The sequence below is a fragment of the Bifidobacterium simiarum genome, assembly GCF_002802905.1.
GTDB lineage: Bacteria > Actinomycetota > Actinomycetes > Actinomycetales > Bifidobacteriaceae > Galliscardovia > Galliscardovia simiarum.
Genome location: NZ_PEBK01000001.1, coordinates 226,370 through 239,618, shown reverse-complemented (window position 1 = coordinate 239,618; position 13,249 = coordinate 226,370). Strand labels below are relative to the sequence as shown.

Below are 13,249 nucleotides of genomic sequence, written 5' to 3'. Positions count from 1 at the left end.
GTTGATTGTCCGGCTACCCGATTGTTCGGTCGCCCGATTGTTCGGCCGCCCGGCCTGCCACCCGATCACCTGACCTTCCGGATGCAGAAGACGCAGACGGCGGCCAGGGTGAGGATGGTGAATCCCATCGGGAACAGTCCGCGGTAGCCGAACACGTTGATCACGCCCGCGGCGATCAGCGGGGCGGCGAGATTGCCGACCACGCCGCAGGAGTTGAGGAAGGCCAGATCCTTGGCGGCGGTCTTCGGATTGGGGAGCACGGTGGTCATGATCGACTGGTCGAGCGAACTGAAGACGCCGGAACCAATGGACGAGGCCGCCACATATACCACGTACATCACTGGAGTGGGCACGAAGAACGGCAGCCAGCAGGGCAGGCCGACGGTGAAGATGGCGACGGCCAGCGGGATCTTCACGCTGCGGAAGCGATCGGAGATCGGACCGGAGACGACGCAGAACGTGATGGCGACGACCATGCCCAGTGTGGCCATGATGCCCATCCAGTAGCCGGCGTCGTCCTTGGACTGGCCCATGTAGTCGGTCAGCGTGTACAGACGGTAGGTGCCGATGCCGCCGGGGGCCATCCACAGGAAGCGGGCGAGCGCGGCCAGCCAGTAGTCCCGGCCGGCGTGGGCCGGAGGCAGGAAGCTTTTGAACGTTTCGGCGAAGCCCATCGATCCGCCTTCCACCGGCACGCCCCTGTTCGACGGTTCCCGACAGATCAGCACGGCGACGGAGTTGATGATGGCGGCCACCACCAGCACGACGATGGTGCCCCGGGGCACGTTGGAGACGAACGGCGCGGCGAGGATCTGCGAGCCCTGCAGTGCGGCCTGATGGCCCACGCCGTACATCGAGGAGGCGGTGCCACGCCAGCGCGGGGCGATCTGATCGGGCTGCCATGCGCATCCGGCGGCGAGCATGGCGTTGTAGATCGCCGCGTAGATCCACCATGCGCCGAGCACGACGGCCAGATTGTCGGCGAAGGCGAACACCAGCAGCACGATCGAACCGACGACGGTGTACCCCACGATCCACGGGGTTCGCGAACCGAACCGGCTGCGCGTACGGTCGGACAGCGCGCCGCCGACGATGCCCGCGACGATGGACACCAGCATGGTCACGGTGGTGACCAACGCCACGATCGACACCTTGTTGTCCGGCGCGATCTCGCTGATCTTGGCGGGCAGCAGAATGCCCTGGATGGCACAGCCGGCCAGCATCCAGCCGCATCCGCCGAACAGCAGGCCGAGACTGGGTCGCCAGGGGAACTTCGGCTGATCCTCGTCGCGCACTCCCCGGTACGCGATGTCCTTCATATCGGTGTTGGTCATGGTCCTACATCCTTCCGTTCAGTCCGTGGTCGCGGCCGTCGCGCGCGAAGACGGGAATCTCATCGATCGGGGCCGGCACGCTCACCGTGGAGCCTCCGGCGTGGGTTTCGCCGGTACGCACGTCGGTCCAGCCCACGTCCGGCCCGCCGGGCAGGTACACCTCGCGTTCCGTGGCTCCGGCGGTCGTCACGGGGGCGACGAGCAGGTCCGGGCCGAGCAGGTATTCGTCGGCGATGTCGCCGGCACGACCGTCGTCGGGGAACTCGTAGAACAGGCCGCGCATCAGCGGCTGGCCGGATTCGTGCGCCTCGTCGAACAGTTCGCGCAGATACGGGCGCAGCGATTCGCGGATGGCGATGTACTTGCGGAAGATCCGTTCCATGTCCTCGCCGTAGCTCCACGGTTCGTTGTCGGCACCGCTGTGGCAGCGATGGCTGCCGTCCGCGGCCCGCACGTCCTCCTTGCCGTATTCGTTGCGGCCGGGAGCCTCGTGGTCGCTGCGGTCGCCGTGGTTGCGCATCACCGGGCTGAAGCAGGAGAACGCGCACCAGCGGGCGAGCAGTTCGCGGTATGCCGGCGAGTTGATGTCGCCGTCGAGGAACCCGCCCATGTCGGTGGTGAACCATGGGATGCCGGCCATGCCCAGATGGATGCCACAGGTGATCTGGCGGGCAAAGTCGGCGAAGGTGGGGTGCACGTCGCCGGACCACACGAGGGCGCCGTACCGCTGGGTGCCAGCCCATGCGCACCGGGTGAGGTTAACGATGTCGCCTTCGCGCCCTTCGGCGACCATGTGCTCGTAGAAGCCGCGACAGTGCTCGCGCGGATAGATGTTGCCCGCCTGCAGCACCGGTCCGGCCTGATAACGGAAGCCGTCGAAGTCGTAGGGCGCGAACTCGGGTTCGTCCTCGTCCAGCCAGAAGGCGTCCACGCCCTTGTCCGCGTAGTTCGCCCTGCACTTGTCCCACACGTAGTCGCGGGCCTCGGGGTTGGTGGCGTCGTAGAACTGGCTGGGGCCTTCGAACATCATGCCGATGTTCTGTCCGCGCTCGCTGGCCACCAGCAGGTTCCTGGCGTTCATCTCGGCATGGTTCTCGGAGTCGAGGCCGATCTGCGGCCAGACGGAGACCATGAGCTTGATGCCCATGTCGTGCAGTTCGTCGCACATGGCCTTGGGGTCGGGCCAGAACTCGTCCTCGAAGCGGAAGTCCCCCATGTGCGGCCAGTGGAAGAAGTCGATGACGATGACGTCGATGGGGATGTTGCGGCGTTTGAACTCGCGGGCGGTCTCCAGCAGCTGCCGCTGGTTCCAGTAGCGCAGCTTGCACTGCCAGAAGCCGAGTCCCCATTCGGGCATGTTCGGCGCATGACCGGTGGCGTCGGCGTAGCGGCGCATGATGTCGGCGTAGGAGTCGCCCGCGGTAACCCAGTAGTCGATGGCCTTGGTGGATTCGGCGCTCCATCGCGTATGGTTCCTGGCGAAGGCCACGGATCCGATGGCCGGATTGTTCCACAGGAACCCGTAGCCCTTCGACGACACGACGAACGGGATGGACGCCTGCGAGTTGCGGTGGGCGAGTTCGAGCTCGCAGCCCTTGAGGTTCAGGATGTTCTGCTGGTATTCGCCCATGCCGTAGAGGCGTTCCTCCGGATCGGCCTCGAAGGTGACCTCGGCGGAGAAGTCGCCGCCGAGGCGCGGCCTCAGATGGCGGGAGCGTCGTTGTAGCGCTCCACCTCGGGATTGCTCCGCAAACAGCAGCTCTCCACCGGTGTCGAAGAAGCTCAGCCGACATGAGTACGTATACATCTCGACTTCCGCACGGACGGTGATCCCACCGTTGACCAGGGTCGCCGTATGTGCGGTCTCGTCGATGCTCACCGTGGCCCGCTGCGGCTCCGCCACGAAACCCGGCAGCAGGGCCGACAGCGACGAATGACGATTCCCGTTGGAATCATTGGGGTCCTCGACATCGATCGGAGTGCGGGAGGATCGGACGCGTACGCCGTCGGGCCCGCATGGGTCGATGCGCAGATATTCGCCTTTCCCGGTCCATAGCAATGAATTGCCTTCCACGGAAAACGTCGAAAGCACCATGCCGATCACCTCTTCCCCGTCGGTCATACACGGCCGCTGTGCCGATGCGTGCCCGACGTTGTTCTGACGTCGTTGTTGATGGATAGCGAACTCACCGTTCGCTCGATGTATTTGAATTGTAGCGCTACAATTTTCAATCATCAAATAGGTGTTTATTTAGAGAGTGTTACTAATAAAACTATGCAAAATAAGCAATTAAGCAGACTTTATTGTATTTATCGATACAACGATAGTAACGACAAAGCATAGAATAAGAGCAATATGGATGCCGATCGCCGGCGACGGGCCGCATACGCCCGCCCGGAAGCCGGAACGCCGCAAGCAGAACAGGAGGATCGATGACCACACTCGACGATGTGGCCCGGGAGGCCGGAGTCTCACGGATGACCGCCTCCAACGCCATCAACGGCAAAACCAACGTCAGTCCCAAAACCGCCGAAAAGGTGCTCCGAGCCGCACGGAAGCTCAACTACACCATCAATCTGTCGGCGAAACGGCTCAGCTCCGGCAAAAGCGGCATTCTGGGGTTCGCGGCCGTCGATCTGGACAATCTCTTCCCCGCGCAGCTCGCCGCGGACTTCAGCGACGCCGCCGCGGCGCGCGGCTACCAGACCATCGTCCAGCAGACCCGCCGATCCCAGTCCTACGAATACACGATGTCGCACGACATCATGACCCAGCTATGCGACGGCGTACTGCTCTGCTCCCCCGCCATGCCGGAGACAACCATCGCCGGCATCGACGAGCGGATTCCCGCCATCATCTTCGATTCCACCCAGTACGACCGACGATTCGACACCATCGCCACCCCCTGCACCGAAGGCGCCTATGAGGCGACCCGTCATCTGATCGAACAGGGATGCTCGAACCTCCTCGTGATCGGCACCGACTACCGCGAGCCAAGGGATATCGGCCACTCCAGCTCCCCCGCGGAACGTCGACTGCTCGGCTGCATGCAGGCGTGCGACGAAGCGGGCATCCCCCTCGGACGGCGTCAGGTACGACCCATCGCATGGTCGAACGAGGAGGCCCGTCGGTGCGTGCATGACATCGTGGATTCCGACGTACCGTTCGACGGCATCTTCTGCATCACCGATCATTTCGCGCCCGGCGTGCTTCGCGGACTCGCCGAATGCGGTCTGGACGTGCCGAATGACGTGGCCGTGGCGAGCTTCGACGGCATCGCCACCGATCAGTACACGACGCCACCGCTGACCTCGGTGTCCATCGACACCAAGGAGATCGCACGACGGGCACTGGACCGACTGATCGAACGCATCGAGGCGAAGCGGCGAGGAACCGAGGTGCCACCGGAACGCATCGTCGTGGGCTACCGGCTCGCCATGCGCAGCTCCAGTCTGAGAAACCGATGACACGGCGTGTTGCGTGACGGCTCATGGCATTGACCGTGCCAATGGTCTACCTATTGGCACGGTCCAAGCAGGGCAATATCCGGCAATAGTTGATGAAACCGGTTTCAAGAGCTATATTGAAGGCGTCGAAGGAAAGGGAACCGGAACGGGGATCCCAATGAACCCCGGCAAGGGCCTCGCCCTTCGGCAGCAGTCAATATCAATCAGCATAAGGAAAGGTGAACATCATGTCTCTCAAGAACTCCATGCTTCGCGGAATGGCCCTCTACGGCAGCGCCAAGATGGCCGGCACCATGGGCTTCGCCAACAAGACCATGAACGACACGATCATCGAGATCGCCAAGGAAGAGCGCTAAGCTCCAGCCACCACATCCAAAACCCACATATGGATGCAGACAACGGGGTCTGCCTTTTTTATTCTTGTCGTTCACTCTTTGGCAAGGTCCGCAAAAGAGTGAATTCGAATCGCACGACATCGCACACAGTCGCACACGACTCGCCGCCATCACGGACCATTGCCTGTGAACCCGAACAACAAACGGTTCACTCTTTCCGGACGCCCGAAAAGAGTGAACGCGAAACAGTGAATTCCCTATTTCACCGCGGCGGTGAAATCATCGACCAGAGCGCCCATCCAGTCGGTCAGGTCGTCATAGTCCTTCGGCATCTGCTCGGTGAGGCCGACGACCGGAACCTTGCCTTCGGACGCGGCGGCCTCAAGCTGCTTGGTGGTGTCGTTGGCCTCCTGGGTGTTGAGTACGAACGCCTTCGGCTTCCCCGCCTTCAGCAGATCGACGAACTGCTTGACGTCGGCCGGAGACGGTTCGCTTTCGTTGGCGGAGGCGTTCCTGTAGCCGGAGGGGGTGGCGTCGGTCATGCCGAGATCGTCGGCGAGATACCACGCCACGGATTCGCTCGCCGCATACGGCATGCCTTCGGTCTTGGCCTTGGCCGCCGTGATCTTGTCTTCGACCTTTTGCTCCCGGGCCTCCCACGCCTTGTGTCGCTGCTCGAAGTAGTCCTTCTGCTCGGGCATGGCCTGCTCGTAGGCGGCGGTGATGGCGTCGGCGGTCTTCTCGCGCACGTCCTTCGAGAACCAGACGTGCGGATTGTCGCCAGCCTTGATGCCATCCGTCTTGGCGGCATCCACCACAGTCGCCTTGGTGCCGGCCGCGGCCTTGGACGCCCATGAGTCATAGTCGGCGCCGTTCACCACGGCCACATCGGCCTTGCCGAAGGCGGCGATGTCGGAGGACGTCGGCTCGTAATCATGGGCCTCGACGTTGGTGCTCGTCATGATCGACCGCACCTCGACCTTGTCCCCGCCGAGATCCCTGGCGACCGAACCCCACTGGTTGATGCTGGCCACCACCGCAATGCCGTCACCCGAATCCTTCTGCGACGACGAGGCGCCGGATCCGCAGGCCGCCATCCCGGCGACCACCGCCATCGCGCATCCCGCGGCCAGTACGGTCCTCATCCGTCGAATGCCCATCATCCACGTCATGTTCTTCCAGCTTCCCATAGTTCGCTTTTCTACCTTGTGTCGTCCCGAAACCGGGCTCGCATCCATCAGTATACACGTTATTGATATTCATTTTCATTATTGAAGAAAAAGCGGGCCCCGGCTAATCACCGACGTCCGAAAAACCCACGGCCTCCGGCCCCGGAGACCCCAACACGCCGACGCGACGATCACCATCGGACGGCCGTCCCCAAACATCGGCGGCCCCATCGCCCGGATCCGGCGAACGAGGCGACGGTCGCACCGCACTGCCGCAATTCCCCGGACCGGGTCGCCGCGCGCACCACGACCCCACCACCGCCATATGACACCCAGACAGCATGAGACAACGCTTTCTTATTTTCTCTTCATTAACGACGTTAATAGAACGATCTAATCACCCATCGCAATATCGGCAAATTATCAATCCCCTTGCAATACCAGCGTTTCCAGCCCCAATCAGCGACACGCCGAGCGATCGCACGAATACCAACCGATCGGTAGGTTTTATTGCGCCAGCGCTTGCGCAAATCTGTCGCAAGGACTATGGTTATTCATGTCAGCCAAACAAGGCGGACATCAGATAACCACAGGCAACGGCCTCACGGCCGAAACCACGATCACAAGGAGATCATCATGAACCTGAAGAAGAACATGCTGCGCGGTCTGGCCCTCTACGGCGCCTCCACCATGAACAGCTCCTCCGCCCAGCACCTCGGCGACACCATGATCGACATGGTCCGCGACGCCCGCTGAATCCCGGCGCCCGCCACCGAATAATCCCCGGTCACCAAGACCGAACACCAACCGATACCAATACCGGATACCAAACACAAGGAGCAACAATGAACTTCAAGAACAGCATGAAGAAGACCCTCGCCCTCATGGGTGCCGCCTCGCTCACCAGCTACAACGGCCGCACCTACCAGGAGATCGCCAAGTCCGCCCTCGACGAGGATGCCCGCTGATCGGTCGGCAAACCCGACAAACCCAGCAATCTCCGATAAACCCGGCAAACCACCCCGAAAGTCGCCTAAACCGACGATCGGCGGAAAACGACCGGCGATCAGGTATCGCCATCATATGAGTCCGGCGGCAGACGGCCGGATACCGTACCGAACGGCGCAGCGACAAGCCGCGCAGCAACGGATCACGTTCGCACGGTCAACGTCTGCGGATAGAGAAGAGACAGCGGTCAACGTCGCCCGCCATGCACTTCCATCACCGCACCATCCCACGCAGCATCGCGATCTCCTCCCGATGCGTATCCGGCGTCACTTCCTTCGTCTCGAGAATCATCGGCAACCGTCCGAAATCCGGATCGTTCACCAACCGTTCGAAGAATCCGGCCCCCAGCTTGCCTTCGCCGATATTCGCATGACGGTCCTTATGCGATCCGAAGCCGAACAGGGAATCGTTGGCATGGATCGCCTTCACCCTATCCAGACCGATCACCTCGTCGAGCGTATGCTTCACGCCATCGAAATCGCCGACCAGATCGTATCCGGCGTCATACACATGACAGGTGTCGAAGGTCACGCCCAGACCGGCCGCATGGTCCACCTGACCGATGATCCCCGCAAGCTCCTCGAAACTGCGACCGCATTCGGTACCCTTGCCCGCCATGGTCTCCAGCAGGATCGGCACACCGGCACGCCCGTCCCCCGCATAGAGATCGGACAGCAGATCGAACACCCGGTTCAGCCCTTCGGCGATCAGCCGGCAGCCGGTCTCGCTCCCCTGCCCCACATGGGAGCCGGGATGGATGTTGATATACGTCTCCTGACCGGCGGCGCGGATCGGCGACAGCAGCCGGATGTCCTCAGCGAGCGCCTGCATGGCGAACTCACGCTTGGCTGCATCCTTGCCGGCGAGATTGTACACGTACGGCGCGTGCACGACCAACGGGCCGTATCCCAGATCCCGCAGCGTCTCACCGAAGTCCGCGGCGCCCTCGGGCGTCAGGGATTTCGACCGCTTGCCGTACGGCGAGCGCGGGAAGAACGCGAACGAGGAGCCGCCCTCGTCCTTCGAGCGCTTCAGCAGTGCCTGCCATCCGCCCGACGTGGACAGATGCGATCCGATGTACAGCGCCGTCATGGGCGTCCCCCCAATCCTTCCGTCTGCGATATCCGCAGGATCCGTCTAAGCTATGCCGTTTCGCATTATCCGGCGGCGCATAGACCGGAATCCCGGTGCCGACGGGCACACGGGATCCCGGAAGACTGCTCAACGAGGATCGGCTGCGACCGGCACCAACCACAACCGGTCAGCGCCGGTCCGACAGCCGGAACCGGTCAGTGCCGCTCCTCGTAATCAAGGTACCGGAAGTCGGCATGCGAGGAGTGAGCGTCCATGTCCTGCGCGCAGATGCCGAGCATGGCGCCGGTGAACGCGCAGCCCTTGATCGACCGCTCCACGTAGTCGTCGCTGATGTGGTCGGCGGGCTGATCGCCGCCAAGCGGCCTGAGCTCGCCGACCTCACCATCACCGTCGACCAGCGCGTAGGAGAAACGCGCCACCGCGCCACGCACCTCGACATGCAGCTTCACCGGATCGGTGCCGGGCAGCTCCACCTGCTCGCAGCCGTACTCGAGGTTCTCGTGGTCGCAACGCAGGATCTGCAGCACGCGGGTATCAGCGCCCTCGGTGTCGAAGGTGACGCATGCGTAGATCCAGTTCTCGGTGTCGTAGTAGAGGATCAGGCCGGCCATCTGCTGGAAGTTCTTCGGATCGAAGTCGATCACGGTCTCGGCGTCGAAGTCGAAATGCTCCCAACGTCGGGCGAACAGGCTCTGCTTGTGCTGCGAGCGCAGCGACTGCCCGCCGTACAGGCGCAGCCAGCCGGGACGCGCGGTGAGACTGTAGTCTTCCTCGGGCTTCAGCGCGCAGCGCAGGGTCTTCAGGCTCGGCGGAATGGCCGGATCGGTGACGGAGTCGGCCTGGGAGGCGGGGAAGACGCCCTTGGGGGTGATGGTCCCCTCATCCGTCGGCGTTGCCGACACCTTCCCCCCAAGGGGAAGGCTGGAGGAGGAAGCGGCACCGGCCGACACCTTACCGCCGAGGGGAAGGCTGGAGGCGGGTGCGAAGTCGATGCGCTCGGAATGGTCGAGCCTCTGCACCACGCCCTGGGCGATCTTCGGCGCGGGCACGTCGAGATCGGGGCTGATGGTGTTGTTCTCCAGACGCGGCCAGCCGTCCTCGGTCCAGTAGATCTTCTGGATGCCGGTTTCACGGCCGAGCGTGCAGTTGCCCCGTTTGGTCAGCGGGCGGCCGCAGATCTGCGTCACATACCATTCGTCGCCGATCTGGAGGAAGCAGCAGTGGCCGGATTTCTGCAGCGGGTTGGTCGGCTCGTCGCGCGCGGTGAGCAACGGCGTGTACGGCGAATCCTCGAACGGGCCCTCGAGCGTGCGGGCGCGAGCCACGGTGGCGGCGTGCATGTAGCCGGTGCCGCCGGCCGCGCACAGCAGGTAGTACCAGCCGTTGCGCTTGAGGATCTGCGGGCCCTCGCACACGCCGAGCTTGGTGCCCTTGTAGAAGTGCTTGCGCTCGCCGATGAGCTTCATGGTGGCGGGATCGAACTCCTGGATCACGGTGCCGGCGAACAGCGTGTGGCCGGGACGGTAGTCGAAGAGCATGTTGAGGAACCACTTGCGGCCGTCGTCATCGTGGAAGATGGCGGGGTCGAAGCCGGAGGCGGTCAGGAAGTGCGGTTCGCTCCACGGGCCGCGGATGTCGGGCGCGGTGATCACGTAGTTCAGGGTGTCCTTGAACGGCGCGTAGCTCTTCACGTCGGTGTAGACGAGCCAGAACTTCCCGTCGGCGTAGCTTAGATGCGGCGCCCACAGGGATCCCGAGTTGTAGTTGCCACGCAGATCCACCTGGGATTCGCGGTTCACGGGGGCCGCGATCCACTCCCAGTTGACGAGATCCTTCGAATGGTAGATGTCGATGCCGGGCCACCATTCGAACGTGCTGGTGGCGATGTAGTAGTCGTCGCCGACGCGCAGGGCGCTGGAATCCGGGTGGAATCCCGGCAGGATCGGGTTGTGGATCATCGTGGTCATGCGAGCTCCTTCGTCACATTGGTCATGAATGGTATCGGAAAACGGCGTTCAATGTCGACTGAGATCAGCGACGCCCGACGTCCCAGTCCTCGCCGTTGACTCGGATGTCGCGGGCGATCAGGCCCTCGCATCCGTCGGTGAGGACGGCGGGCCGCTCGTCGTCGTGCAGGGTGCGCAGCCGGATGCCGTCGAGCCGCAGGTCATGCACGTTGCGCAGGTCCATGAACGCGGCGCGCGACCAGTCGGGCCAGTAGTTCTCGCTGGACCGGCCGTCCGGGTCGACCAGCCGGTCGAGCACCTTCGGGTATTCGGCCGCCGGCGGGATGTCGGAGGCCTTCACACCGCCGACGAACGTGTAGCGGATGTCGCTCAGCGTCACCCCGTCGATCGGGTGACCGTCGGCGGCGTCGAAGCGGATGCCGGCGAACTTCGGCTCCCCCATCACGTCGTCGGTGAACCGCCAATGCGTCTTCGTCATCTCCTCGTCGTCCACGGCGGTCAGATGCGCGATGTCGATGTTCCCGAGCCTGCCGATGGCCGGCATGTGGTCGAGTTCGATGGAGCTGCCCAGATCGTCCGGCTCGAAACGGTTGTTGAGGATCACGAAGAGAGGCCGGGTCACGTTGCGCATCACGATGTTGCTCACGGCGATCTCGCTGATCGCGCCGCCTTCGGTGCTTTCGATCTTGATGCCTTCGCGCCATACGCGGTCGAACGTGCAGTTGGCGATCGTCACGTTGAAGATGTCGCCGATCGACTTCAGTCCGATGCGCACGCCGGCGCACACGCCGGAGAACTCGCAATTGGTCACATGCACGTCGTGCACCGGGTAGTCCCTGCTGCTGGCCTGCAGGCAGAGGTTGTCGTCGGTGCCGCGCACATAGCAGTCGGAGACGAACACATGCGCGCAGCCGTCGAAGTCGAGGCCGTCGCCGTTGTAGCGCTTGTCGTTCCTGATGTCCACGCCGCGCACCCAGATGTATTCGCTGTCGAGGAACGCGGTGGTCCATGCCGCGGCGTCGTACAGTCGCAGGTTCTCCAGATGCACGTTGGAGCAGCGCAGCATGCGGATCATCATCGGCCGGTAGATCGATCCCTCGTTCGGGAACGCCTCGGCATTGCCTGCGATCACGCCGCGGCCGGTCAGGGCGAAGTCGTGGGCGTCCTCGGCGTAGATGAAGCAGCGGTCGATGTCATGCTCGTTGCGATAGCGGTTATGGTGCACGTCGGCCGAATAGTCGCCGATATTCGGGCTGGCGAGCAGCTTCGCCGACACGTCGACGTCGAGGACCACGTTCGACTTCATGACCAGGGTGCCGGCCAGGAACGTGCCGCCGGTCAGATGGACCGTGCCGCCGCCGTTCGCCGAGCATGCGTCGATGGCCTTCTGGATGGCCTCGGCGTCATTGGTCACGCCGTCGACCACGGCACCGTATTGTCTGGGATCAATGATCATCGATGACTCCTTCATCACGCAGGTCATGCACGTCACGGGCCGACTTCCCCGTCACCCGATACCACCACACGATAATATGAAACCGATTTCTTGTCAAAGGAAACACACCGGAGGCAACCAATGCGAAGCAGCGAATCGCGGCAGTGCCGGCCGACCATGAAACATCACCGATGAAAACGCTTTCGAAGCCACCGCACGGCATGGACACGACGCCCGCAGCGCATCCCACGCCGCATAACCCCGCGCGGGTACACTGTGCATGTGACCACATGGGAACGCATGGGAACACGAAGGGGGACGCATGGCGCATGACGAACGACCGCGAACCGCCCCCGGCCCCGCTTCCCGCGGCGGCGTGACGCTGAAGGACGTGGCGCAGGCCGCCGGCGTCTCCATCTCCACGGCCTCCCGGGCGCTGGCGAACAATCCGCATGTCAGCAAAGCCACCCGGCGGCATGTGCAGCAGACGGCCCGAGAACTCAACTACGTGGTCAACGGCCTGGTGCGGTCGATGACCGGCACGGGCACCCGCACCGTCGCCTTCGTCACCGACGCGTTCCTCGGCGAGGCGTTCGCCCGGATGGCGCAGGGCGTCGACATGACGCTGCGCCGGGAGAACGCCATGCTGTTCCTCAATTCCACGCAGGGGTTCCCGGAAGGTCAGCGCATCGTCATCGAGCAGCTGGCCCGTCAGCGCACGTCGGGCGTACTGCTGGTGGGCACGCAGTCCGATACGGACGAGCATTGGACGCGGATCGCGCGCTATCACGACCTGCTCGCCTCGGTGGGCGCACGACTGGTGCTGTGCGGGGTCCCCGCCATATCCAATCCGAAGGTGAGCGACATCCCCACCGTGTCGTACGACCAGCGCAGCGGCGTCCAGGCGGCGACCAACGCCCTGCTGGATGCCGGCCACCGGTCGATCGCCTTTCTCGGCTACTCCCGGCGGACCACGGCGATGGAACGGTTCGACGGGTACCGCCGGGCCATGCGGCAGGCGGGGCTCACCGTCGATCCGGACGACCCGATGGTGATCGCCACGGGCAACGTCGAGGAGCAGATCGGTCCGGCGGCCCTGCGGCTGCTGGACCGCGACCCGGCCGAACGCCCCACCGCCATCGTCTGCACCACCGATCGCATGGCCCACGGCGTCTACCGCACGGCCCGGCAGCTGGGACTGCGACTGCCGGAGGATCTGTCGGTCGTCGGATTCGACGACCTGGCCGCCGACGAATCGCTGACCCCGACGCTGAGCACCGTCAACGTGCCGTACGAGGAGATCGGCCGGTATGCGGCGCGTCTGGTGCTCGGACTGCCGGTCGACCGGGGCGAGCATCCCGTCTTCCCGGTGCGGTTCATCCCCCGGCGGTCCATCGCCTCCCCCGATCGCACTGCCACCCGATCGTATTAAGGCATG

The 13,249-nt window shown here is 63.6% G+C and carries 10 protein-coding genes; 4 read left to right on the top strand and 6 right to left on the bottom strand.

Annotated features, from left to right (window positions below):
• Positions 1-65: 65 nt before the first annotated feature.
• Entirely contained in the window at positions 66-1,334 is a 1,269-nt protein-coding gene (locus CSQ87_RS00820) for an MFS transporter (protein WP_100511958.1), read from the bottom strand.
• Between the two features lie 4 nt (positions 1,335-1,338).
• Positions 1,339-3,456, bottom strand: a complete 2,118-nt coding sequence (locus CSQ87_RS00815; protein ID WP_243388772.1) for a glycoside hydrolase family 31 protein — start codon at positions 3,454-3,456, stop codon at positions 1,339-1,341.
• Positions 3,457-3,767: 311 nt separating this feature from the next.
• Here CSQ87_RS00815 and CSQ87_RS00810 point away from each other — a divergent pair, with 311 nt between their 5' ends.
• Positions 3,768-4,802: a LacI family DNA-binding transcriptional regulator gene (locus tag CSQ87_RS00810; RefSeq protein ID WP_100511956.1), complete on the top strand. Its 1,035-nt coding sequence runs from the start codon at positions 3,768-3,770 to the stop codon at positions 4,800-4,802.
• 227 nt (positions 4,803-5,029) lie between these two features.
• Positions 5,030-5,158 (top strand): hypothetical protein, encoded by a 129-nt coding sequence (locus CSQ87_RS11195; RefSeq protein ID WP_276310728.1) that lies wholly within the window; start codon positions 5,030-5,032, stop codon positions 5,156-5,158.
• Between the two features lie 236 nt (positions 5,159-5,394).
• On the opposite strand, the gene CSQ87_RS00805 is transcribed toward CSQ87_RS11195, so the two are convergent.
• Complete coding sequence (locus tag CSQ87_RS00805; RefSeq protein WP_423734757.1) at positions 5,395-6,327, bottom strand: metal ABC transporter solute-binding protein, Zn/Mn family; 933 nt, start codon at positions 6,325-6,327, stop codon at positions 5,395-5,397.
• Positions 6,328-7,151: 824 nt separating this feature from the next.
• Between CSQ87_RS00805 and CSQ87_RS11190 the strand changes: the two genes are divergently transcribed.
• Positions 7,152-7,274: a hypothetical protein gene (locus tag CSQ87_RS11190; protein ID WP_276310729.1), complete on the top strand. Its 123-nt coding sequence runs from the start codon at positions 7,152-7,154 to the stop codon at positions 7,272-7,274.
• Between the two features lie 253 nt (positions 7,275-7,527).
• On the opposite strand, the gene CSQ87_RS00800 is transcribed toward CSQ87_RS11190, so the two are convergent.
• From CSQ87_RS00800 to CSQ87_RS00790, 3 genes are all read right to left on the bottom strand, one after another.
• Positions 7,528-8,406 (bottom strand): deoxyribonuclease IV, encoded by an 879-nt coding sequence (locus CSQ87_RS00800; RefSeq protein ID WP_100511955.1) that lies wholly within the window; start codon positions 8,404-8,406, stop codon positions 7,528-7,530.
• A gap of 197 nt (positions 8,407-8,603) precedes the next feature.
• On the bottom strand, positions 8,604-10,376 hold the full coding sequence (locus tag CSQ87_RS10840; protein ID WP_165776674.1) for a glycoside hydrolase family 43 protein: 1,773 nt from the start codon (positions 10,374-10,376) through the stop codon (positions 8,604-8,606).
• A gap of 64 nt (positions 10,377-10,440) precedes the next feature.
• Positions 10,441-11,832 (bottom strand): glycoside hydrolase family 28 protein, encoded by a 1,392-nt coding sequence (locus tag CSQ87_RS00790; protein WP_207761063.1) that lies wholly within the window; start codon positions 11,830-11,832, stop codon positions 10,441-10,443.
• A 301-nt stretch (positions 11,833-12,133) separates the two neighbouring features.
• Between CSQ87_RS00790 and CSQ87_RS00785 the strand changes: the two genes are divergently transcribed.
• The gene (locus CSQ87_RS00785) at positions 12,134-13,243 is read left to right on the top strand and encodes a LacI family DNA-binding transcriptional regulator (RefSeq protein WP_100511953.1); all 1,110 of its coding nucleotides are present in this window, start codon (positions 12,134-12,136) and stop codon (positions 13,241-13,243) included.
• Positions 13,244-13,249 lie beyond the last annotated feature (6 nt).